This is a genomic window from Methylobacterium sp. P3_A11 (assembly GCF_056403155.1).
The window spans coordinates 25,924-48,399 of sequence record NZ_JBFUGA010000037.1; the positions used below are offsets into that span (position 1 = coordinate 25,924).

The following is a 22,476-nucleotide window of genomic DNA, read 5'->3' on the forward strand; positions in this document are numbered from 1 at the left end:
CTCGCTTAATCGCGTGCGGAGCCACAGGGCGTGACGAGGCCGCCGGATGCCGCGTGCGGCCCATTCCGGCCGGCTGTTCCCGCGGCGCGGGCCGATCGACGGAGCCCTCTAGACCCGGCGGGCAACGGCCTGCTGGAACGCGGAATACACCCTGCGCATGGCGGGAATCTTATAGGGAAAGAGGTCCACGGGATCCATGTCGTGGACGACCATGCCGGTATCGGCCTCGAAGATCAGGAGCCGCCCGTCCGTGCTCTCGGCACAATCGATGATCAGGTAATCGAGCCCGATCCGGCGGTGGATCTCGGCGAAGGCGGCGCGGTGGCGCTGTGCGAACCCGTCATCGAAGGCCGCCATGGCATCGGCCTCGGCCGCCCGCTTCTCCGCGTCCTCCATCATCCCGGCGTTCAGGTAATGGATCATCCAGTGATCGCGGACGGCCATGTGGCATAGGAACGGCACGCCGTCGATCAGAACGACGCGGAGCTTCCGGTAGAGACCGTCGGGGCTGCGATAATCGCAGAATTGCGTGATGTAGAGATCCTCGGTACGCGTGTCGTCGAGGTAGCGCCGCAGGTCGGATTCCTGATCGACCTTCTGCAGATCGTTGCCTGCATGCGTATCCAGCGGGCGCACGAGGACGGGAAATTGAAGGCCGTCGGGGAGGCCTGAATCCGTCGTGCAGCAGGTCGATCGGCCGACCCGGACGACCTTCGGCACGAGGAGCCCTTCGCCATCACGGAGCGCGGCAGCGATCCCGTGCCGAGATGTCTTGAGGACATGGCGCGGGTGATTGAGGATCGGTCGTGTCCAGTGGTCGGCCGCCGCCGCGAGGGCTTCCAGCAGCGGCTCGGCGACGGTTGAATAGGCGACGCCCGTGATCAGTACGTCGTGGTCCGGGAGATCCCGCGGGATGTCCTCGCCGGGCAGGACGAACAAATAGGCGGTGCCAAATGTCTCGTTGTCCAGCAGAAAGTCGACCGGCGTATTGGCCATGAGATCGCCGGTCGTGACGATGATGAGGACGCGGATCCGCGCCGCAGGCGGATTGCTGCGCAGGGTGAAATGCCGCGCGCCCCGGAGGATCTCGGCCTGGAGCTGGAGCGCCTCGCCGCTGCGGTGCATCAGCAACAGGATCGTCGCCACGTCCATGCCGGCGCCCGGCTCGATGACGTCGTCGTCCGAGTGGGTCAGGATTTCCTTGGCCAGGGCAGCCATGTCGGCGCTTTCGAACGCGGCTCTGATCAGACGCGCCGGTCCGATCATGGGGCTTGGACCGTCGAACCGCGCGACACGCATTTGCATGAGAGACTCCGGGCGGTCGGGGGTGCCCCGCGTTCGGGGTGGAAATCCGGATGGGCCGGAAGGGATCGCGCCGGATCACACGACGCGCGAAACACTGCGCGGACGGTGGTTTACGAAGCGCTAACCATGCTCAGCGGCGCCGCGCCGGGGAAGCGGCGGCGCGCCGGAGTGCGTCCGCCAGGGGGCCGGTCGGTGCGTCCTCCGCGGGCGTCCCGGCCCGAGGCCGCTGGGGGGCGGGCTTCGGTTCGGCCGTGCGTTGCGCCGGCCGGGCTGGCTCGACAGGATCGTCGAGCCGCATCGAGAGCGCGATGCGCTTGCGCGGACGATCGACACTGAGCACGAGAACCCGCACGACCTCGCCAATCCGGACGACCTCGGCGGGCGACGCGATCCGCCGCCGCGCCATGGCCGAGATGTGGACGAGCCCGTCCTGGTGGACGCCAATATCCACGAAGGCACCGAACGCGGCGACGTTCGTGACCACCCCCTCCAGCTGCATGCCGGGTTCGAGATCCCCGATCGTCTCGACGCCGTCCTGAAAGCGCGCCGTCTCGAATGCCGGTCGCGGATCGCGCCCGGGCTTCTCGAGTTCCGCAATGATGTCGCGCACGGTCGGAAGGCCGAAGCGCGCATCGACGAAGCTTTCCGGTGTGAGCCGGCCGAGGGCTGCGGCGTTGCCCAGCAGGACATGGATATCGCTCTTCGTCGCCCGCAGGATGCGTTGCACCACGGGATAGGCCTCCGGATGGACGCCCGACCCGTCCAGCGGATCGTCGCCCCCCTGGATGCGCAGGAATCCCGCAGCCAGCTCGAAGGTCTTCGGTCCAAGTCCCGGCACCGCCTTGAGCGCCGTGCGTGTCCGAAACGGTCCCTTTGCGTCGCGATGCGCGACGATGCGGCCCGCCAGGGCGGCGCTCAGGCCGGAGACCTGCGCCAGGAGGGCAGGGGAGGCCGTGTTGACGTCGACCCCGACGGCATTCACGGCGTCCTCGACCACGGCGGCGAGGGAGCGGGACAGCTTCGCCTCGCTGACGTCGTGCTGATACTGTCCGACGCCGATCGACTTCGGATCGATCTTCACGAGTTCGGCCAGCGGATCCTGAAGGCGACGGGCGATCGACGCGGCGCCACGATGCGAGACGTCGAGATCGGGCAATTCACGGGCGCCGATCTCGGAGGCCGAGTAGACGGAGGCGCCGGCCTCCGAGACCATGACTTTCGCGAGGGCGAGATCGGGATTGGATGCGACGATCTCGGCGGCGAGGCGCTCGGTCTCTCGGGAGGCCGTGCCGTTGCCGACGGCCAGAAGCTCGACGCCGTGGAGGCGGCACAGGCGCCCGAGGGTCGCGACGGCCTCCCGCCAGCGGCGCTGCGGCTCGTGCGGGTAGGTCGTCTCCACCGCGACGATCCGCCCGGTCCCGTCTGCCACCGCGACCTTCACCCCGTTCCGATAGCCCGGATCCAGCCCCATCGTCGCGCGCCCGCCCGCCGGGGCGGCCAGCAGCAGATCCTTCAGATTGCCGGCGAAGACCGTGACGGCCTCGTCCTCGGCCCGCTCGAACAACCGGTTGCGCAGATCCTGCTTGATCCCGGTCCGGATCTTCGTGCGCCAGGCGGCGCGGGCGGTGTCGAGCAGCCACGGGTCGCCCGGGCGGCCCCGCAGCGCGATGCCGAACCGATGACAGATCGCGCTTTCGAACGGCCCAGGAAGCCCCGGCGACGAATCCTCGCCCTCGGCGGTGAAGCCGACGTCGAGCACCTCTTCCCGTTCACCCCGGAAGATCGCCAGGATGCGGTGCGACGGCATCCGTTCCAGCCGCTCGCTCCACGCGAAGTAATCCGAGAACTTCGCCCCCGCGCTCGCCTTCCCCTTGCGCACTTGTGAGACGAGCTGGCCGCCGCGCCAGAAATCCGCCCGCAGCCGGCCGACGAGGTCGGCGTCCTCGGCGAAGCGCTCGATCAGGATCGCGCGGGCTCCTTCCAGCGCGGCGACGGCATCGGGCACGCCGCGCGCATCCGCGACATAGGCGGCCGCCACCGCTTCGGGCGTGTGGTCGGGGCGGCTCAGGAGGGCTTGTGCAAGGGGTTCGAGCCCGGCCTCGCGGGCGGATTGCGCCTTCGAGCGGCGCTTCGGCCGGAACGGCAGATACAGGTCCTCCAGACGCGCCTTCGTGTCGGCGGCTTCGAGCGCCGCAGCGAGCGGCGGCGTCATCTTGCCCTGATTCGTGATGCTCGCGACGATGGCTGCGCGCCGCTCATTGAGGTCGCGCAGATAGGAGAGCCGCTCCTCGAGCCGGCGCAGCTGCGTATCGTTGAGGCCGCCCGTCGTCTCCTTCCGATAGCGCGCGATGAACGGCACGGTCGCTCCGCCATCGAGGAGCGTCGCCGCGGCGGCAACCTGAGCCTCTCCGACACCGAGTTCGTCGGCGATCAGCGCGTTCACGGCTTTCATGGCGTCTCCGGCGGGGGGGAACGGAGATGCTGCGTGAAACGTCAAGCCGTCGGAAACAAGGCGCCCGTCACGCTTGCGCCTCCGTGCTGACGGCGCGGGCGCAATCGAGGATGCGCTGCCGCGCTTGCACGTCCTCGATCGAGAACCAAAGGCTGAGCAGTTCCTCGGTCGACGCGATGTCGTCCCGGGCTTCGTCACCGAAGAACACATCGACGGAGCACCCGAGGGTTTCAGCCAGAGCACCCAGAATGCGCTGTGCCCGCCCCGCCGCGGTTCCGGTGTGGTTCGCCATCGCGTCGATCCGCTCGCAGCCTCGGCCCGCCTTGCCGCCCAAAGAACCGCTTCCCCGCACGCGCCGACAGAGAGGCGCAAGGTCTAGTCGATCCGGCCGCGCCGCGCTGCCCCCGGCCGATGCGTCGTCGTGGGGTCCATGCCAATTCCAGACCCACAGAAGACAACGCAGTTCCTGGGGATAAGGAACCGGCCCGGAGGGATCCGGGCTGCGAATTTTCGACCGACGGAGACAGCCAGCCGATCGATCGAGAGGTCGGAAAACCTGACCTGTTAAATCTTGCGATGTCACGGGCGAGCAATCGAACATCTTGATCGAAGTCGCGGGGGGCGCGGCGCGAAGCTTGACGATAGTCTCGCGGCGTCATCCGGATGTCACGGCTGGAGGCGAAGGTCTCGTCTCGCATGTGCCGGAAAGGCAGGCGCCCGTGCAGTTCGAGATCCGTGAGCGAAGCCGGTCGCTCTGGTCCTGGGTTCTCGTCAACGAGACCGACGAGCCTGTGCTTGAATCGCGTCGCAGCTTCCCATCACGGGCGCAGGCGACTGCGGCCGCGCTGGCTTTCTCCCAGCTCGTTGCCCGAGCCGGCCGCAACTTGGCCGGTGGTCATCGACAGGTCGGGTTTCTTTGAGTGGTTCGAACCTTCGCGACGGGCCGGCGCCCGGAGTGCTCTGGAGTTCTCAGGCCCGGTGGCGCAGGAGGCTGACGACGCTGGTGCAGGCGATCACGCACCCCACCCCCATCGCGCCGAGGCAGCTGATGGTGCGGATCGGTTCTCCCCGTGCCAGGACGATGGCGACGGCGAGGGGCAGGAGCAGGAACACGAGCAGCAGGGTCATGACCGGATCCGAAGGACGATGGGCGAGTCTTGGACGCGAATGGTTAATCACTTCTCACGAAGGGGAGGCTCGCGGAAGGTCCGAACCTGGGGTGGGATCAGGCCCCACTGGGAGCCCCATCCGAATCGTGAACGTGGCCACGAGCGAGTTTTGAACGGCGCCGGATTTCCCGACCTGCGGGTGGCCTGAACCTATGTCGGGGTTCGTGGAAAGGCCGTGCCGCTCGCCCGCTTCGCCTGTCCGGTCGCTGACCGATGTCCGTCGGGCGGGCTGGTGGGCGCGGCGCGCCGTACACCCACGCGAATGCTGTTCCGCCGCATCGAACGCGTCGCGTTGACGACCGAAAAATGTCCGGTCGCGGCGCTATTGCGGTCGGCTTTGGCCGAGGCGGACCAAGCGGTCGATCAGAGCCCGGTCGCGCAGCAGCGCCATCCGCTCCTTCGCTGAAAGCCACGCCTGCGCCTCCGCGACCGTTTCGGCCTCACAGATCTTGGCTGCGGCTAACGTCTGGTCCGGATCGACGGCGCCCCGTGGCCGCCGCTGGCCGATGGGAAGCATCCGGGCGTGGGCCTGAGCGAGGCCGGGATCGTCGTGCATTGCCGCCAGGGAATCGGCGTCATCGAAGCCGCGCGCGGCGTTGCGCGCCGTCAGGGCCGCCGCGCGAACCGCGATCTCGGGAGGCGAGGCCTCTTCGGGGGTGGCAAGAAGGAGGCGGCGCTTGAGCGCGAGGCCAAGCCCAAGCTGGCCGCTCGCCCAGGAAATCGGGATCGCCAGCACCAAGCCCAGGATTGTCGGGCTCATCCAGAGAAACAGAGAAGTGGCGATCGCGAAGGCAGCGATTCCCGCGACGAGCCCGAGCACCGTGTGCCAGCGGTGCCGGATTACGATGTCGCGCAGCGGGATGGAGCCGTCGTCGCGCCGCTGCGGATTCCAGCCGGTGTCCCGCCCCAGAAGGATGCCCATGACCGAACCGGACTGGATCACCATCGCCACCGGCGCCACGAGGGCCGAGAGCAGGATTTCGACCATGCTCGACAGGATGAGCCGTCCGGCGCCGCCGGATGCCCGCCGCACCGAGCCGTCGAGCAGAGCCAGGATAAGCCCCAGGACCTTGGGGGCCAGCAGCACCGCCATGGTCAGGCCGAAGAGCTGAAGGGCGCGGACCGGGTCGAACCGCGGGAAGACCGGCGAGAACCCGGCACCTCCGAAATAATCCGGTCGCTCCGTCGCGGTCTGAAGCACCAGCAGGATGCCGACCACCAGTTGCAGCAGCCACAGGGGCGACGCGAGGTAGCCGGCGATGCCGGTGGCGAAATGCTGCCGGGTGGCGGGGTGCAGCCCCGCGGCGCCGATGACCCGGGCGTGCTGGAGATTCCCCTGTGCCCAGCGCCGGTCGCGGACCGCGACGTCGATCAGCGAGGGCGGGCTCTCTTCGTATGAGCCCGGCAAGCGGTGCAGCATGTACACCGCCCAGCCGGCGCGGCGGATCAGGGCCGCCTCGACGAAATCGTGGGAGAGGATGTGGCCGCCGAAGGGCGGCCTCCCGTGCAAGTCCGGCAATCCGCAGGAATCCGCGAAGGCGCGGGTCCGGATGATCGCATTATGACCCCAATAATTGCCGTCCCGGCCCGACCAGACGGCGAGGCCGGCAGCGATCACCGGACCGTAGATCCGGGCCGCGAATTGCTGGAGCCGCGCGAACAGCGTGTTGCGGTTGATGATCAGCGGCAATGTCTGGATGATCCCGGCATCCGGATCCGCCTCCATGGCGGAGGCCAGCGCCACGATCGCCGGTCCGCTCATCAGGCTGTCGGCATCCAGCACGAGCATGTGGTCGTAATGGCCGCCCCAGCGCGAAACGAAGTCGCCGATGTTGCCGGCCTTCCGGTGATGATTCTTCGGGCGATGGCGGTAATAGAGCCGGGCATCGGGGCCGAGTCGAAAGCGCAGGTCGAGGAAGGCCCGTTCCTCGGCGATCCAGGCGTCGGGCTGGGTCGAATCCGAAAGGATGTACCAGTCGAAATGGTCGCCGAGACCCGTGGCCTCGACGGCTTCCCGCATCGCCTCGATGCCCGCGAAGGTTCGGGCTGTGGCTTCGTTGTAGACGGGCATCAGGACCGCGGTTCGCGTGTGCAGCATCGCCGCCGTCGGGCTCGGCCGCGGCCGCCGCAGCAGCGTCCCGAAACCGAGCACGGCATTGGTGAAGGCCAGCGCAATCCACGAGAAGGTCAGGCAGAACAGGACGACGAGGACGAGCTGAAGGGCGGTCGGGCTGCCGGAGACCGACACGGTCTCGACCATCTGCCAGCCGCCGAAGGCCGTGAGCGCGAGCGCGCCGCCGAACACGAGAATCCGCGCGGGCCAGGGGCTCCGGATGCGGCCCGCCGGTCGACGGCCTGCGCCGGGGTCCCACCGCTCCAGATCCTGAATCGGCATGGCCATAGGTGCCTCGGGCGGCATGCCGAGGCCTTCGGTCGAAGAGGGAGCGGCCCCGACTTCGGGCGCGGCATCCCTGGCCGGAGGCAGGGTCATCGTCTCGTCCAGTCGCACGGTGTAGGCTTATCCTCGAAGTTGTCTCTGGCGGGTGGTCACGGCGTCCAGCGGAACAGCCAGGTCTCGCTGACCCGGGTCTGATTCCGCCGCAACGCCAGGCGCAGTTCGCTCGCGCGCTCGCTGCCGGGATCGAGTTCGAACAGGATCCTGAGGGTTTTGCGCTCGGGATAACGGTATCGGTCCTGACGTGTGATCGTCCCGGCCGAGGCACTGACGTCCACGTCGATCGCCCCCGGCTGGAACAGGCTGTCGCCTTCGAAATCGACCGCGAAAAGGCGCCGATTGCCCGTGCTGCCGTGGCCGCAGCGGCTCTCGCGTACCCGTGCAATCTCCGGAGGCAGCGGATCAGGCCATCCCTTTGACCAGTGCTGACGGCATTTGAACCGCATCGTCCCGCCCTTGGCGAGCTTCGCCTTGGGGCGCCAATACGCGAACACGTTCTCGTTCAGCTCGGAATCGGTCGGAATCTCGAGCAGCGTCACCGTGCCCTCATTCCAGTCATCCTGCGGCTCCAACCACAGGGAGGGCCGTTGCTCCCAGTGGCGCCGGTCGTCCTCGAAATCGTCGTAGGCGCGGGCGCGCTGCATCAGCCCGAAGCCTTTCGGTCCGCGGTCGACGAACGCCGAGACCTGGAGCGCCTCGGGGTTGTGGACGGGGCGCCAGATCGGCTCGCCGTAGCCGTTGTGGATCGCCAGACCCTCCACCGAGTAGGCCGCGTTCCGCAGGTCGTCGACACGGTTCCGGTCGAGCGGGCCGAACAGGTAGCTGCCCTGCATGCCGCCGAGCCCGATATGGTCGAGCTCGGCCCGGGCAAAGACCGTGCCGTCGATCGCCGCGGTGGATACGTCGCGGCCGGGCGTCAGGGTGATCTTGAACGCCGCCGTCGCCGATTCGGAATCGGCGAGGGCGTGGACCACCACCGGTTGACCGGGCGTGGGCATCTCGATGAACAGAGCCCGGAACAGCGGGAACTCCTCACCCCGGGAATCGGCCGGCCGCAGCGCGAGCGCCCGCGCATTGATGCCGAAATCCTGGCCTTCCGCCACGAGGCGGAAGAACGAGGCGCCCTGGAACAGCGCGAAATTCGATACGCCGTCGGCGCCCGCGAACTGCGCGCGCAGGCGGAAGCCCGAGAACGCCGCCGCCGCGTCGAGATCCGGCAGGTCGATCCCAGGCGCTGCGAAGGCCGCCTTGTCGTAGGTGATCGGCTGGACCAGCCCGTTGTCCACGACGAACAGCGCCACCGGGGTTTCGAAGATCGAGCCCCGCAACAGCGGCTCGAGCACGTAGCCGACACCCTCATTGGCCCAGATCGCCCGCCCATCGGCCGGGTGAATCGCCTCGTAGGCCTCGCGCGACAGGCTCTTCAAAACCGCGGGAACGTCGCCGGTCTTCGGTCCGACATAGGCGGCTGCGGCCCGGGCGCGTGCCAGTTCAATCAGCGTGTCCGCCTCGAAGGCCTCGCCCTTGCCGGGAAGAGCCGGCCCCTTCTCGGGCTCCGCCGCCCGCGGGTGCGACGGGAGTAATCCTGCGGCAGCACCAAGCGCGCCGACCAGCAGGGTGCGGCGTGACGGGGCAGCGGGAAGTCCGGCATCGATCGTCATGCAGGCGGTCGTCTCACGTCTGGGCAGGCCCCCGTATACACGCAGCGCGGCTGAACCCCGGGTTAAGCAACCCGCTGAACCGCAAGTGGCTCCGTTGACTTAACCCGAGCCGGCTCTCTAATTCGGCCGACTACATCGGAACGGGGGAGGCAGCATGGGATCGATGCGAGTCACTGGCCACGGCGTGGATCTCGGCGAGAGTCTGCGTGGCCGCGTCGAAGAGCGGATGTCCGCGATTCAGGCCAAATATCTCGACTCGCACATGCACGATTCCTGTAAGGGCCACGTCACGCTCCGGCGCGACGGCGCTGCTTTCCGGACGGATTGCGTGCTGCACCTCGTATCGGGTCTGACGATCGAGGCGAACGGCTTCGCCCACGATGCGCGGTCGAGCTTCGAACAGACCGCGGAGCGCCTCGAGACCCGTCTGCGCCGCTACAAGCACAAGCTCAAGCAGCACGCCACCGGCCCGGGCGACGATGTGGCGGTCGAGGCCGCATACGCGGTGTTCGCGGCGCCCGCTGAGGAAATCGACGAGGCCGTAGACGGGGATGCCCATCCGCCGATCGTCGCGGAGAGCACCAAGACCCTCCAGCGCCGCACCATCGGCGAGGCGGTGACGGCACTCGACATGACCGGATCTCCGGTGGTCGTGTTCGTCCACGCTGGCACCGGCCGCGTCAACGTCGTATATCGGCGCAGCGACGGCGCGATCGGTTGGGTGGACCCGCCGAACGCCGCCGAGTGACTTTGCGGGTGGGGGAACGGAGCCGGAACCGGCGGTTCGTCCCACCTATTGATGCAGCGGGGCCGTGGCCGGAACGGTCATTGACCCCCCTGCGGCGAGGCCCGGTTCCTCGCGGACGGGCGACGGGGCAACGGTCGTTCGATGCCAGTTCTGGAATTTCTCGACCCCGAGTCGGTCGTGCCGGCTTTGCGCGCGCGCGCCAAGAAGCAGGTGCTGCAGGATCTCGCGGCACAGGCTGCGCGGCGTCTGCCGGCGCTCGGCGAGCGGCCCGTCTTCGACACCCTTCTGCAGCGCGAGCGGCTCGGATCGACCGGGATCGGCGACGGTGTGGCGATCCCGCACGGCAAGCTCCCCGGACTGGATCGTCTGTTCGGATTGTTCGCCCGGTTCGACCGACCGGTGGATTTCGAGGCCCTCGACGGGCAGCCGGTGGACATCGCCTTTCTCCTGCTCGCGCCGGAAGGGGCGGGCGCCGATCATCTGAAGGCTCTCGCGCAGGTGGCCCGTATCCTGCGCGAGCCCGGAATGCTCGCCCATATCCGCGCCGCCCGGGATGCGGGAGCCCTTTACGCCCTCCTGACTCGTTCGACGGCTCCGCAGGCCGCCTGATGATGCCGATCTGCCGAGCCGCCGCCGCTCTCGCCCTGGCGGTCGCCCTTCTGGGGCCGGCCGCCGCCCAGGGTGACACGACCTGTGCGCGCGATATCCTCGTCGCGCAGTCGATGCAGCGGCAGGCCGTCGATCAGCTGGAGCAGGCCGACGGCGACGACGCCAAGAATTGCCGCATCTGGCGCCGTCACGTCGAGACCATGCGGCGTGTCGCGAGCGTCTACGGTCGCTGCCTCTCGGGTTCGGAGCGCAATGAGCGTCTCGCCCAGGTCCAGGGATCCGACCGGGAATTTTCCACGGCGATCAAGGCGCGCTGCAAGGGCCTGTAGGCGCGTTGCCGGGGCGTCTTATCCATCCCGACGACACGCAATAGGCCTGAATCCGGCCCCGGGATCGGCCGTGCCGGCTCGGTTTTGAGCCCAAAAGGTATGGTCAGTCCACGCCGCGTATCATCAACGGCTCGGCCACCATCTTCACCGGCTTGCCGCGGCCGATCAGGATTGCGGCCCGGGAGCGCTCCGGATCGGCCTCGAACCGCGTGCGCACCCAACTCACCAGGAACTTGACATATTCGGAGGCCAGGAGCCGCGCCGCAGGCGGACTCTGCCACCAGCGGTCGGCATTGAACGCTTCGGTCACAACCGGATGCGGCAGGACGCGGTCGCTGTCCTGCAGGGCGTGATCGAGTTCGATCAGCGTCCGCGGCATGTGGTAGTTCGAGGTCACGACCGCGACGGTGCTGAAGCGGTGCGCCCGCATCCAGCGCCGGGTCTCGATGGCGTTTCCGATCGTGTTCCGCGCTCGGTAATCGAGGTCGACGCAACAGGCAATCAGAGCGCGTTGCGTCGGGTTCAGCCGAGCGATCTCGTCGCGGCTGGTCCGCTCGTTGACGCCTGTGATGAGCAGGCGCCGGCCATAGCCGCCGGCGAGCAGATCGATGGCATCGCCGATCCGCTGCGCGCCGCCTGTCAGCGCCACGATCCCGTCCGCCCGGTCGGCGGGCGAGCGCTCGTGGCGGGCAAGCGCGCTGACGAAGATGAGGAATCCGGCAAACAGCGCCAGCGCTCCGAGACCGGCGCCGAGGATGCAGGTCCAGAGGGCGATCCGCCGCCGGTGCGGCAGCCGCGACCGCGCGACGGCACGCCGCGGGAGACCCCACTCGTGCCAGGCCCAGCCGACCGTGTCGGTCAAGGGCGGATCCGATGCGCGCAGCATACGCGTGGTCATCCTCCGGAGGATCGGCGCCGATTGCGGCGGCCCGGAGGCAGCGCCGTCGGCCGCTTCCACACCGCTCCGATTAGGTTTCCAGTTGGTAAACGACCTCTTAACACCCTCCATTTCCATGTGATCGACAGAGTAGGCCGCCTCAAGCCAGGAACCGCCGCACCGTCACGCGCGAGACGACGCCGGTGACGACCGACGCGATCACTCCGATCAACATGACGCTGGCATAGCCCCGCACGCCGATATGGAAAGCGCCGAACAACGCCTCAACCTCCTGGCCGGCCGGGCCTGAGCGCGCGGCCCGGGCCAGCAGACCAGCGATCACGAACGCCGCGATCGCCAATCCGGCTCCGATCGCCCCGCCGCGCAGGCCGAGGCCGAAGAACCGCCGCTGGAAGGCCCGGGCGATGTAGTCGTCGTCAGCACCCACGAAGTGAAGGACCTCGACGACCTCGCGGTTGCTGGCCATGGCGCCGCGGGTCGCGAAGGTCACCGCCAGTCCGGTGGCGATGAGGACGAGCAGCACGAGCCCGATCCCGATGCCCACGAAAGCGTTCGCGGCGGTCGAGAGCCGTTGCAGCCAGAGGGCGTGGTCGTCCAGGCTTGCGACGCCCGGCAGGGCTTCGACGAGGCGGGTGCGCAGGCGCTTCAGGTCCGCACCCTGGCCGCTGGCGAGTTTGAGGGCGATCAGCCGTGGGACCGGAAGATCCGTCAGGTCGAGCCCGCTCCCGAGCCACGGTTCGAGCAGGCGCTCCGCCTCGGCCTTGCTGAAAACCCGCGTCTCCGCGATCCCCGGCTCCGCCTTGGCGATGCCGTCGGCCCGGGCCACGTCCGCGTCGACGTCGCGGCCGGGACCCGGCCGCACCTGGATCGTGACCTCGCGCGCCACGTCGCCCTGCCATTGGGAGGCGTTCGCCGCCACCATCTCGGCCGCGCCGGCGCAGAGCCCCGCCAGGAAGGTGAGGATCGCGATGACCGCGGCCAGAGACCGGCCCGCCGCGGTGTCGGTCGGGACCAGGGGGGCGTTGCGGCGCAGGTTGGCCGGCATCGACGGATCCGGCGGCATCGCCGGGGCGCCGGGCTTCGCCCGTGGTATCGCCTGCGTACTCATTCCTCGACCCGCAGGCGGCCTTCGCCCAGCACCATCCGGCGGGCATCGACGGCGTCCATGATGCCGAAATCGTGGGTCGCGATGATGACCGAGGTTCCGAGCTTGTTCAGCTCCAGGAACAGCCGAAGCAGCCGTCGGCCGAGCCCCGGATCGACGTTGCCGGTGGGCTCGTCAGCGAGCAGCAGGTCGGGCCGGGCGATCAGCGCCCGGGCGATGGCCGCGCGCTGCTTCTCGCCGCCCGACAGCAGCGGCGGCAGCGCATGCATGCGCTCGCCGAGGCCGACCCAGCGCAGCAGTTCCACCACCTCGGCCCGGTAGCTCGCTTCGGCCCGGCCCTGGACCCGCAGGGGCAAGGCCACGTTCTCGTAGGTGGTGAGATGGTCGAGGAGCCGGAAATCCTGGAACACCACGCCCATCCGCCGCCGCAGGCCGGTGAGTGCCTTGGCGGAGATGCCGCTCACCTCCTCGCCGAAGATCGAGACGAGGCCGCGGGTCGGCCGCACTGACAGCAGGATCAGGCGCAGCAGCGTCGTCTTACCGGCCCCCGAGGGGCCGGTGAGGAACTGAAAGGACCGCGGCGCGATGCGGAAGCTGACGTCGGACAGCACCTCCGGCCCGAGGCCGTAGCGCATGCCGACGTTTTCGAACTGCACCACCGGCCGCTCCGCACCGGGCAGCAGGCTCTTCATGCTCGCCTGTAGGTTCAAGGCCGTGCCGTGTCTCGTCTGTCCAGGCCCTGGGAATCGCCGCACCGGCAGGCGTTTTCAAGGCCTCCGGGATTTCACCACCGCTTAACCCTGTTCGGCGACACTTTCTAAAGCGAATTCACTTTCCGGTCCCGCTGCGGCCGATCGATGCGAGTATGGCGCGTATGCTGATCGCCTGTCCGAGCTGTGGGAGCGAATACCGGATCGATGCCGGCAGGGTCGGCATGGAGGGCCGCTCGGTCCGTTGCGCGGCCTGCCGCGAGACGTGGTTCCTGACGCCCGCCGACGTCCTCGCCGGCCACGAAGCGGAGCTCGCCGCCCATGCCGAGGCGGACCCGGTCGCGGATGCCGCCTGGGAAGAGGCGACGGCCTCCGTGAGGACAGCCTCGGATGCCGCCGCCCCCAACGTCCCGCGATCTGCCCGATTCCCGAAGCGCGGCGGAAAGGCTCGCCGCGCGATCCCGGGTCTTTCACCCTCGCTGGCCTTCGGCCTGACGCTCCTGGCGGGCTTGCCGCTGGTCTGCCTTGCCCGCACCAGCGTGGTCAGGGCCGTCCCGCAGACCGCCTCCCTGTTCGCGCGCCTCGGGCTGCCGGTGAACGTGCGCGGCATCGAGATCCGCGACGTCGTCGCGTTCAGCAGCCCCGCCGACGACGGCCAGCCCGCGGAACTCGTGGTCGAGGGTGATCTTGTCGGCGTCGCCCGGTCGGATGCGCCAGTGGCGCCCCTGAGCATCGAGATCCGCGACGCCGGCGGTCGCACCGTCCGGACCTTCTCGATCCCAGCACCGCGATCCGTCCTGGCCGCGACCGAGACGGCCCGGTTCCGCGCCAGCCTGCCTGCACCGCCTCGGGACGGACGCTCCGTGATGCTGCGTTTCGCCGACGCGTCAGGCGCGCGGACCGATGCCCGCGTCGCGGCTGCGGAGCACTGAGGCGGGCGCGCGGCAGGCGACCGGGATTCGAGCCGGGCGCGCGTGAAATTTATCTTAGGTTGCGTATCGACGGCTGATCTGCGACTCTATCGCGTAACCATCCAACGCTGGGACGAGCATCGACCGACGTTGGCGCCTTAGGCCGATGTGCTTTGAGTGTCCGCGAAACCGTTCCGGTGCTGATCGAGACCACCGAAGCGGTGGAACAGATGCGGGCCTTCGATTACTGGCGCAGCACGGTGCTGGCGCGCGTGGACGCGACGCCGCTGGCGGACGATATCCCATTCGCGGCGGGTCGCAGGATCGCGGTCTTCGACCACGGCGCGATGTTGCATACCCTTAGCAACCCGATCGCAGTCGAGCGGACCGCCCTCCACGTGCGCCGCGACGGGGGCGACGACATCGCCGTCGTGCTCCTCCTCCAGGGGAGCGGGTTCATCGAGCAGGGCAACAGCGGCGGCTTGCTGGGCGCCGGCGACGTCACGGTTCACGCCATGGACCAGCCCTTCGCCATCGGCAGCCGCGACGCCTACGAGGAAATCCGCCTGCAGGTGCCCCGCGCCGCCTTCTTGGCGCAGGTCGGATTCGCGCACGCCTTCGCCGGGCGCAAGCTCCGCGCGACGCCGCTGAGCGGCCTGTTCGCGACCTATCTCCGGTCCTTCTCGGAGACGGTGGGCGGCATGTCTGAGGCGGAGGCCGGTACGGCCCTGGAAGGTATCCTGCACCTGCTGCGCGCGCTTGCCGACGGACAGGGCCCGCACGCTGACGACGACCTGTCCGGCGATGCCATCCGAGCCCTCGCCCTCGCCCATATCGAGCGGCGGCTGCACGATCCCGCCTTCGGACCCGATTCGCTGCCGGCCGCGCTGCGCGTCTCGCGAAGCCGGCTCTATGCGGCCTTCACGCGCGACGAGGGCGTGGCGGCCAAGATCCGCGACGCCCGGCGTGACCGGGCCTACCAGAGGCGCCGGTCACGCCGGAGCGGGACCCGGATCGGGTCAGTGATGGCCGGGTGCGGCTTCACCGACGCAGCCGCCTTCAGCCGCGCCTTCCGCCGCCGGTTCGGCCTGGCTTCGCGTGACGTCCTCGACAGCCACCCCTGAACGTATCAGATCTGGCTACTGCGCGGATCGGCCACCGGCCCTCTGGGTGTAATGGAAGTGCCCGCGATCGGCCGCACGAACCCGGCGATCCCGAGACCGAGGCGGATCACGGCGATGCCGAACCGCGCGATCCGGATCTGGCCGGGCAGCTGGCGCGGGCCGATGGGCCGGTAGGCCAGTTTCGGGCTGGCGCGCTCGGCCTCCGCGATCGCCTGTCCGAGGGGCAGGTTCGCGATCCTCTGCGCCGCCGCGGGCTCGATGCCGATGGCCCGCGCCCAGGCATCGGTCCGGGCGAGCCGCCCGAGCCCGTGCAGGCGGCGGAAGCGGCGCCGCCAGACGTAGCGCCGGACGGCCCGCACGAAGGTCTCCATCCGGGCATCGCAGAGCGCATCCGGCTCCTCGCAGCGCGAGCGGATCGTGTCGGCGACACCACCCGGGGCGCGCCCGGAAAGGCGGGCCGAGATGGTCACGCACACGTCGGTCGCGTGCCGGACCCGCAGCCCGTGCTCCAGGAGCCGCGCGATGAAGGCACCGTCCTCCCCGAGGGGGATCTCCGGCATGCCGTCGACTTGTCGGTAGGCACTGCGGGTCACGGCGAGGGTCGCGCCGATCGCGGTCCGATGGCACGGCCAGGGGTCGTGCGGATCGGGGTCGATCCGCGCCTCCGCCTCGGTGATCAGGGCGTCATAGAGATCCTCCAGGCGGCCCCGGGCCGGGAGCGACGGCGGCAGAAGGGCCGCTTCGGCCGGATCGAGTTCGACCCGGCCCGCGACGGCATCGGCCCCCTGCCGGATCGCGGCGCGGTTGCGGGAGACCCAGTCGGGCGGAACCCGACTGTCGGCGTCGGTTGACAGGATGATCCCCGCATTCCCCGCATCACCCAGCCATGCGGCCGCGGCATCCATGGCTCTGCGTCGCGCCCAACCGGCATGGGCGCCGGAAAAATCCTCGGTCAGCACGCGCACCGGGATCGACAGCGTCGGTACCAGCGCCGAGACGATGGCCTGCGTGTCGTCCGTACAATTGTTCAGGAACAACACCAGACCGAGACTGCCGTCCGCCACGCCTTCCTGGGCGTCGATCGCCCGCAGACAGGCCGCGATTCGCTCCTCCTCGTTGCGCACGGGAATGGCCACGATCGCTTCGGGACGGGGGGTAGCTGCCAGAGGGGTCGTCGACACCGTTCAGGATCTCCGCCGGACCCGTCGCGCGAGCCCGCCTCGGACCTATGCCGGCCTTTCCCTGAACGGGACCGGACCGGCAACCCTCGCGGGGCCGGCGGATTAGAGTGTCTTTTCGACGAGGCCCTCGATCCATTCCGGCTGCGTTTCCCCCACCGAACGGCCGACCTCCGTCGCGCCCTTGTAGGCGATCAGCGTGCTCTGCATCCGCACGTTCAGGCGCCGCAGCAGATCCTTCGCGCTGTCGAAATCGATCTCGAAGATCTGAAGGTCCTTGAAGCGTGGCTCAGCCGAAAGCTTCGCGAGGATCGGTTTCTGGGTCTTGCAGATCGGGCACCAGGGGGCACTGACTTCGATCAGGATCGGCTTGCCGCTCTTCTGAGCCGCCTCGAAAGCCGCATCGGTGAACGGTGCGCTCTCGAGCGCCATCGCCCGGGTTGACGGATTGACCGAGACGGCGGCGGCGACGGCGAGGCCGGCCAGCGCGAGGACGTGACGGCGGTTGTTCATGGTCTTCGTCCCCTCGGGACTTCGTCGGAGCGGGTGGCGGCCTTGGGCGGATGCTACGCGATGCGGCCTGAACGGTCCCGTCGGCCGTGAGGCCCTGCGACCCCAAAGCGCGGGCGCCGAGTCACATTGTCGAGACGTCGGTGGCGAGCGCCCGGTCGTCCGCAACCAGCGCTGCGATATCCTGCGCCTCCACCGCATCGAGGGGACGGCGGATGCGCAGCGCCCGTGTCGCCGCCCCCACCCGCATGACCAGGACGATCGTTTCCATGTCGGGACAGCCGGGGTCTGCGCAGGCGATCTCGTTGATCGCCAGCGTGTCGGCCTCGCCGAGGCCGAGCGCCGCCCGCAGATCCTCCTTCAGGCGCGACGCGAGGGCCGCCCGCTCCGCCGAGCGAGCCCGCCACGCCCTGAGGCTCACGAAAGCCATTGCGATGCTCGCTGTGCTAAGACCCAGGCTTCATGTTCGACCTTTTTCCAGCAGACCGTCGAACCCTTCCGCGTCCGAATTGTAATAGTGTTACGCAGGGACGACGCGGTCAAGCGTGGCCCGCGCTCCGTTTAAACCATTGCCGAGCCCAGCGGACATGCCGGGCTGCACCTCTCGAAATCCAGCTTTTGCGAGCCTTCGGACTCGACAGCAGTGGACTGGTTCTATGAGGTGCGAGAGGCGCGTAAAGGATGAGTGATCTTGCGACCCTGGCGGGACGGGCCGGATGACCGGCGAAGTTACCATCACGGCAATCTGAAGGAGGCTCTCCTCGAGGCCGCGCGCCGCTTCATCGCCGAGCGCGGGATCGGCGGGTTCACGCTCGTGGACGCCGCCCGCCTTGTGGGGGTGACGCCGGCGGCGTTGTACCGTCATTTCCGGGGGCGCGAGGCTCTCCTGGAGGAGCTTGCCGGGCGTGGTTTCGCGGAGCTTGCCGCACGTCTGGCACGGGCCTTGACGTCGCGCGGCACGCCGCTGGAGCGGTTTACCCGCATGGGTGAGACCTATCTGACCTTCGCCGAGGAGGAGCCGGCCTACTATGCGGCCATCTTCGAGACTCGCGGCCTCCACGCCGTCCCCTCGGAAACCGAGGCCCCGACTGGGGCCGCGGCGGTCGGGAGGCCGAGCCCCTTCGATCTCCTGGTCGAGGCGCTGCAGGCGACGTTCACGGACGGGTTCGGGGGCGTGGCACCCCGCTTCATTGCCTTGGAAGTCTGGGCTCTGGCCCACGGCCTCGCGACCCTCTCATCAGCTGGGCATCTGCCGCGCGGGCCCGGGTTTCCGGACAAGTATGAGCTGCTGCGTGCCGGCGTCCTGGCCCTCGTCCATGGGGCAGCCCGGCCGCACGAGCGCGAGGGTGATGCCGGCCGGCCTTGAAAGGTCTGATCCGGACCCGCATGTTAACCGCGTTCACATGAACAGCGGAGCACAGCCGTGACTTCTCAATCCTCTTCCCCCTGGGCGACCGGCAGGCTCAGCCGCTCGGGTCCTTTCCCGCGCCGGTCCCTGGAGATCGGCGCGATCGTCGTCGGTTTCATCTACTGGTGGCCCGTGGGTCTCGCGCTGGTCGCCTGGAAGCTTGCCGGCTATCCGGCCTTCGCGGAGCTGCGCGACGCAGCGCGCCGAGCGGTCGCAGATTTCGAGAGCCCGCGTCCGGCGTCCCGCTTCGCCCGCGCCTTCGAGGCGGCCAGCCGCCGTGACAGCAGCGGCAACGCCGCCTTCGATGCCTATCGCCGCGCCGAGCTCGACCGTCTGGAGGCGCAGCGGCGGGCTCTCGAGGAAGAAAGCCGTGCGTTCTCGGACTTCGTCGAGGAACTCAAGCGGGCCAAGGATCGCGAGCAGTTCGATGCCTTCATGGCCAAGCGCCGCACTGAGGGTGGCGAAAGTCGCTCGGTCTGACCGTTCGACGACCGGCGTCCGGGTCGGTCGACCCGGACGCGCCTTTGTGCCTGTTTGCCGCCGGAGCGGATGTCCGACCCGGAGTCACGCCGCACGGACCGTTTCGAGGAACCGGTCCACTTCCGCGGTCAGGTGCTCGGATTGCTCGGAGAGCCGGGACGCCTCGGTCAGCACCTGACCGGCGGCTTCACCGGTCTTCTCGGCCGCGCCGGCAACGCTGACGATGTTGTTCGTCACGTCGCCGGTCCCGGCCGCCGCTTGCCCGACATTGCGGACGATCTCCTGGGTGGCGGCGCCTTGCTGTTCCACCGCCGCCGCGATCGAGGTCGCCACCGCGTCGATCTCACGGATCCGGGCCGTGATGGCCCCGATGGCGCCGACCGCCTGACCCGTGGTGGCCTGGACCCGGGCGATCTGGCCCGAGATCTCCTCGGTGGCGCGGGCGGTCTGCTCGGCCAGCGCCTTGACCTCGGTGGCCACCACCGCAAAGCCGCGCCCGGCGGTGCCCGCGCGGGCCGCCTCGATCGTGGCATTGAGTGCCAGCAGATTGGTCTGGCCCGCGATGGTCGAGATGAGCCCGGCGACATCGCCGATCCGCGAGACTGCCTCGCTCAGCTCGTGAACCATCGCTCCGGTCTGATCCGCCTCTTCGACGGCCGCGCGCGCGAGTTTGGCCGAGCCGTCCACCTGCCGGCCGATCTCGACGACGGACGTGCCGAGTTCCTCGGCCGCTGCTGCCACGGTGTTGACGTTGCCGGCGGCCTGCTCGGCCGCCGCCGCGACGGTCATGGACTGGCTGGCGGTCTCGGCTGCGGTGGCCGTCATGGTCTGGGCGGTGCCCTGAAGCTCGGTCGCCGAGGTCGACACCTGGGTGATGATTCCGCCCACGGTTCGCGCGAACTGGTCGGCCATGTGATGCATACCGAGCCGGCGTTGCGTCTCCGCGTTTCGCCGTGCCTCCTCCGCCTCGGCTTCGAGTTGGCGGGTGCGGATCAGGTTGTCCTTGAAGACCTGGACGGCGGCACCCATCGCGCCGATCTCGTCGCGGCGCTGACGAAACGGGACTTCGGTTCCGGTTGAGCCCTCCGCCAGCTTGGTCATCGCGCCGGTCATCGCCGCGATCGGGCGCGTGATGTGTATCAACGCGAAGACCGCCGCCCCAAGGGCCGAAACGAGCGACATACCGATTCCCGCGACCGCTACGGTCGATGCGGTGTCTGCTCGGACCATCGCGGTGTCGGCCTCCCGAGCCGCAGCTTGCAGATCGTACGCAACCAGCCGCGCGAGCGCCGCGCGGGCGTTGTCGTACAGGGCGACGATGTCGGGTCGGATCAGCAGAGCCGTCGCCTCCTGCGGCCGGCCGGATTCCATCAGGCGGCGCGCCTGTCCGTCGACCTCCGCGAAACGAGACCAGGAGGCATCGAATTCCGCATACAGAGCCCGCTCCTCAGGCGTGGTGATCAAGGACTGATAGTCCCGTCGCGCCTCCATCAAATCGGGATGCGTCTTTGCGAGATTGGCCTCGTTGATCACGCGGCGTTCCGCAGTGTCCGAGAGCAGGATGAGTCTGTATTGCTTAATGCGGACCTCGGATGCGGCTACTTCGATCGCGCTTACCTTTGCGACGGAGGGAACCCAGTCCGTGGCGAGGGTCGTCACTGCTTCGCTGATCGCAGAGAGATTGTGGAGGGACAGGCCGCCTTGGGCCGCCGAGATCAGCGCGAGCCCACCGAACAGGATCGCGAGCATGACTTTGAGTGAGAGTGTCAGGCGCATGAGTGGGACAGATCAGACCGGAGAATCAGGACGCGACGTCGTTGTCGATCAAGGGATCCATGCAGTTTAGATCATGTATCACGATGAGCAAGTGGCACATAATTCGATTTGCGGTACGCATGTCAGTTGATTATTTCCGTAAGTATTGGAAAAAATGGGAGATATAATTGTAGATATGGATCATAATGCATTCAAAAACGTGATTATGTAGTATTATTTTGCCATATAAAACATCTTTTATCAGCATCAAATGCAGCTTCGACCAGTCTGAGCTGTACACATTTTGATATGTATTGATTAATAAGATCAGAAAATATCGATGAGCGGAATGCCGGATTGATCCGGCGATCGTTTTCATGTCCCGCAAGGATGGGTGTTGTGACCGGTTGTCCCCGCGGGGCCGTCGGTCGCTCGGGCGGTGCGCCAAGGGACCGGTTGATGGCTTGCAGGTCGCATCGGCGCTTCTGCCGATCCTCCTCGATCAGACGGTCGAGTTGCGGCTTGGGCTCGGGTCCGGCATGGGTCATCAACCGCAACGGGAGAGGTTGGGCATGCCGACGGGTCGCGTCACCGTAGTCGATCACCCGCTTGTTCAACACAAGCTGACGCATCTGCGCGATAAGAACCGCTCGACCAAGGGCTTTCGGCAGATCCTGAATGAGATCGGGATGCTCTTGGCCTACGAGGTGACGCGGGACCTGCCGCTGGAGCCTGTGACCATCGAGACACCGCTCCAGCCGATGGAGGGGCGACAGATCCAGGGCAAGAAGCTCGTCCTGGCACCGATCCTGCGGGCCGGGGTCGGCTTCCTCGACGGGATGCTGTCGCTGGTTCCCTCGGCCCGCGTCGCGCATATCGGGCTCTACCGAGATCCCGAGACGCTTGAGGCGGTGGAATACTACTTCAAGGCTCCGTCCGATCTCGCGGACAGGACGGTGCTGGTCCTGGATCCGATGCTGGCCACCGCGAACTCGGCGATCGCTGCCCTGGACAGGCTCAAGGCCCGCGGAGCCTCGGATCTCCGGTTCGTGTGCCTGCTGGCGGCCCCGGAGGGCCTCGCCAAGTTCCAGGCTGCCCACCCCGACGTACCGGTCTGGACAGCGGCGATCGACAGCCACCTGAACGACCACGGATACATCGTTCCAGGCCTGGGTGATGCCGGAGACCGCATGTACGGCACGCGGTGACGCCCTCGGCCTATCTGGGTCGGTATCCGCATGCCCGGTGTCACGCCGTTCACGGGCGCCGTGCGGGACTGGGTAGACCCTGTTCCGGCGTATCGCCGCACCGGCAACTATTCCGCCCCTGATCGACCCGCATGCGGACGGCGGACAGGCGATGTGTCACGCATCCGGGTATCTGCACATTGTATTCACACGGTGACGTGTTGCACACTGCCGGCCTGGATCCGATGCGGCGGCAAAAGCCGCACGGGCCGCAGGAGGAAGCCCATGCCGATGGAACGCAGCGTTTCGAGTCGAGCCCTGGCCCTTGCAGCAGTGGCCGGATTGTTGGGATCGACGCAGGCACGCGCCGCCGAGCCGATCAGGATCGGCGTGATCGCCGAGGCGCAATCCGTGGTCGGCGCCTCGATCCCGCAGGCGGTGCAGCTCGCCGCCGACGAGATCAACGCCAAGGGCGGCGTCGA

The 22,476-nt window shown here is 68.3% G+C and carries 22 protein-coding genes and 1 pseudogene; 10 read left to right on the plus strand and 13 right to left on the minus strand.

Annotation, left to right across the window (positions count from 1 at the left end; all coding sequences use genetic code 11):
* Window positions 1-108: 108 nt before the first annotated feature.
* From AC1DXK_RS13610 to AC1DXK_RS13620, 3 genes are all read right to left on the minus strand, one after another.
* Window positions 109-1,218, minus strand: coding sequence for an ATP-grasp domain-containing protein (locus tag AC1DXK_RS13610; RefSeq protein ID WP_457105998.1), 1,110 nt, complete (start codon window positions 1,216-1,218; stop codon window positions 109-111).
* A gap of 217 nt (window positions 1,219-1,435) precedes the next feature.
* Complete coding sequence (locus AC1DXK_RS13615) at window positions 1,436-3,757, minus strand: Tex family protein (protein WP_457105999.1); 2,322 nt, start codon at window positions 3,755-3,757, stop codon at window positions 1,436-1,438.
* Window positions 3,758-3,824: 67 nt separating this feature from the next.
* The gene (locus AC1DXK_RS13620) at window positions 3,825-4,049 is read right to left on the minus strand and encodes a hypothetical protein (RefSeq protein ID WP_457106000.1); all 225 of its coding nucleotides are present in this window, start codon (window positions 4,047-4,049) and stop codon (window positions 3,825-3,827) included.
* A 427-nt stretch (window positions 4,050-4,476) separates the two neighbouring features.
* On the opposite strand from AC1DXK_RS13620, the gene AC1DXK_RS13625 reads away from it, so the two are divergent.
* Window positions 4,477-4,677 (plus strand): hypothetical protein, encoded by a 201-nt coding sequence (locus tag AC1DXK_RS13625; protein WP_457106001.1) that lies wholly within the window; start codon window positions 4,477-4,479, stop codon window positions 4,675-4,677.
* Between the two features lie 49 nt (window positions 4,678-4,726).
* Here the strand turns inward: AC1DXK_RS13625 and AC1DXK_RS13630 are convergent, their stop codons facing one another.
* From AC1DXK_RS13630 to AC1DXK_RS13640, 3 genes are all read right to left on the minus strand, one after another.
* On the minus strand, window positions 4,727-4,885 hold the full coding sequence (locus AC1DXK_RS13630) for a hypothetical protein (protein WP_457106002.1): 159 nt from the start codon (window positions 4,883-4,885) through the stop codon (window positions 4,727-4,729).
* A 363-nt stretch (window positions 4,886-5,248) separates the two neighbouring features.
* On the minus strand, window positions 5,249-7,417 hold the full coding sequence (gene mdoH, locus AC1DXK_RS13635; protein WP_457106003.1) for a glucans biosynthesis glucosyltransferase MdoH: 2,169 nt from the start codon (window positions 7,415-7,417) through the stop codon (window positions 5,249-5,251).
* 56 nt (window positions 7,418-7,473) lie between these two features.
* Window positions 7,474-9,042 (minus strand): glucan biosynthesis protein D, encoded by a 1,569-nt coding sequence (locus AC1DXK_RS13640; protein WP_457106004.1) that lies wholly within the window; start codon window positions 9,040-9,042, stop codon window positions 7,474-7,476.
* A 154-nt stretch (window positions 9,043-9,196) separates the two neighbouring features.
* On the opposite strand from AC1DXK_RS13640, the gene AC1DXK_RS13645 reads away from it, so the two are divergent.
* The 3 genes from AC1DXK_RS13645 to AC1DXK_RS13655 all read left to right on the plus strand — a co-directional run bounded on the left by AC1DXK_RS13645 (window position 9,197) and on the right by AC1DXK_RS13655 (window position 10,728).
* The gene (locus AC1DXK_RS13645; protein ID WP_457106005.1) at window positions 9,197-9,790 is read left to right on the plus strand and encodes a ribosome hibernation promotion factor; all 594 of its coding nucleotides are present in this window, start codon (window positions 9,197-9,199) and stop codon (window positions 9,788-9,790) included.
* A 141-nt stretch (window positions 9,791-9,931) separates the two neighbouring features.
* The gene (gene ptsN / locus AC1DXK_RS13650) at window positions 9,932-10,399 is read left to right on the plus strand and encodes a PTS IIA-like nitrogen regulatory protein PtsN (protein ID WP_012319935.1); all 468 of its coding nucleotides are present in this window, start codon (window positions 9,932-9,934) and stop codon (window positions 10,397-10,399) included.
* A 2-nt stretch (window positions 10,400-10,401) separates the two neighbouring features.
* The gene (locus AC1DXK_RS13655) at window positions 10,402-10,728 is read left to right on the plus strand and encodes a hypothetical protein (RefSeq protein WP_457106032.1); all 327 of its coding nucleotides are present in this window, start codon (window positions 10,402-10,404) and stop codon (window positions 10,726-10,728) included.
* Between the two features lie 103 nt (window positions 10,729-10,831).
* On the opposite strand, the gene AC1DXK_RS13660 is transcribed toward AC1DXK_RS13655, so the two are convergent.
* From AC1DXK_RS13660 to ftsE, 3 genes are all read right to left on the minus strand, one after another.
* Window positions 10,832-11,614, minus strand: coding sequence for a YdcF family protein (locus AC1DXK_RS13660; RefSeq protein ID WP_477298041.1), 783 nt, complete (start codon window positions 11,612-11,614; stop codon window positions 10,832-10,834).
* Window positions 11,615-11,765: 151 nt separating this feature from the next.
* Window positions 11,766-12,689, minus strand: coding sequence for a cell division protein FtsX (locus tag AC1DXK_RS13665; RefSeq protein WP_457106034.1), 924 nt, complete (start codon window positions 12,687-12,689; stop codon window positions 11,766-11,768).
* A 41-nt stretch (window positions 12,690-12,730) separates the two neighbouring features.
* Entirely contained in the window at window positions 12,731-13,423 is a 693-nt protein-coding gene (gene ftsE, locus AC1DXK_RS13670) for a cell division ATP-binding protein FtsE (RefSeq protein WP_457106006.1), read from the minus strand.
* Between the two features lie 182 nt (window positions 13,424-13,605).
* Here ftsE and AC1DXK_RS13675 point away from each other — a divergent pair, with 182 nt between their 5' ends.
* Together AC1DXK_RS13675 and AC1DXK_RS13680 are read left to right on the plus strand one after the other, a co-directional pair.
* A complete protein-coding gene (locus tag AC1DXK_RS13675; RefSeq protein ID WP_457106035.1) occupies window positions 13,606-14,373 on the plus strand; it encodes a zinc-ribbon domain-containing protein in 768 nt (255 codons plus the stop codon).
* A 152-nt stretch (window positions 14,374-14,525) separates the two neighbouring features.
* Window positions 14,526-15,476, plus strand: a complete 951-nt coding sequence (locus tag AC1DXK_RS13680; RefSeq protein ID WP_457106007.1) for an AraC-like ligand-binding domain-containing protein — start codon at window positions 14,526-14,528, stop codon at window positions 15,474-15,476.
* Window positions 15,477-15,481: 5 nt separating this feature from the next.
* On the opposite strand, the gene AC1DXK_RS13685 is transcribed toward AC1DXK_RS13680, so the two are convergent.
* The 3 genes from AC1DXK_RS13685 to AC1DXK_RS13695 all read right to left on the minus strand — a co-directional run bounded on the left by AC1DXK_RS13685 (window position 15,482) and on the right by AC1DXK_RS13695 (window position 17,594).
* Window positions 15,482-16,657 carry a glycosyltransferase family 2 protein gene (locus AC1DXK_RS13685; RefSeq protein WP_457106008.1) on the minus strand — a complete coding sequence of 392 codons (1,176 nt, stop codon included), beginning with the start codon at window positions 16,655-16,657 and terminating at the stop codon, window positions 15,482-15,484.
* Window positions 16,658-16,759: 102 nt separating this feature from the next.
* Window positions 16,760-17,167 carry a thioredoxin family protein gene (locus AC1DXK_RS13690; RefSeq protein WP_457106009.1) on the minus strand — a complete coding sequence of 136 codons (408 nt, stop codon included), beginning with the start codon at window positions 17,165-17,167 and terminating at the stop codon, window positions 16,760-16,762.
* Window positions 17,168-17,288: 121 nt separating this feature from the next.
* The gene (locus AC1DXK_RS13695; protein ID WP_457106010.1) at window positions 17,289-17,594 is read right to left on the minus strand and encodes a hypothetical protein; all 306 of its coding nucleotides are present in this window, start codon (window positions 17,592-17,594) and stop codon (window positions 17,289-17,291) included.
* Window positions 17,595-17,855: 261 nt separating this feature from the next.
* Here AC1DXK_RS13695 and AC1DXK_RS13700 point away from each other — a divergent pair, with 261 nt between their 5' ends.
* The gene (locus AC1DXK_RS13700; RefSeq protein WP_457106011.1) at window positions 17,856-18,530 is read left to right on the plus strand and encodes a TetR/AcrR family transcriptional regulator; all 675 of its coding nucleotides are present in this window, start codon (window positions 17,856-17,858) and stop codon (window positions 18,528-18,530) included.
* A gap of 57 nt (window positions 18,531-18,587) precedes the next feature.
* Window positions 18,588-19,052: a DUF2852 domain-containing protein gene (locus AC1DXK_RS13705; RefSeq protein WP_457106012.1), complete on the plus strand. Its 465-nt coding sequence runs from the start codon at window positions 18,588-18,590 to the stop codon at window positions 19,050-19,052.
* Window positions 19,053-19,136: 84 nt separating this feature from the next.
* On the opposite strand, the gene AC1DXK_RS13710 is transcribed toward AC1DXK_RS13705, so the two are convergent.
* Window positions 19,137-20,828, minus strand: a complete 1,692-nt coding sequence (locus tag AC1DXK_RS13710; protein WP_457106013.1) for a methyl-accepting chemotaxis protein — start codon at window positions 20,826-20,828, stop codon at window positions 19,137-19,139.
* 551 nt (window positions 20,829-21,379) lie between these two features.
* Between AC1DXK_RS13710 and upp the strand changes: the two genes are divergently transcribed.
* Complete coding sequence (gene upp, locus AC1DXK_RS13715; protein ID WP_043351319.1) at window positions 21,380-22,015, plus strand: uracil phosphoribosyltransferase; 636 nt, start codon at window positions 21,380-21,382, stop codon at window positions 22,013-22,015.
* A gap of 264 nt (window positions 22,016-22,279) precedes the next feature.
* A pseudogene (locus AC1DXK_RS13720) lies at window positions 22,280-22,476 on the plus strand (ABC transporter substrate-binding protein); the annotation flags it as partial.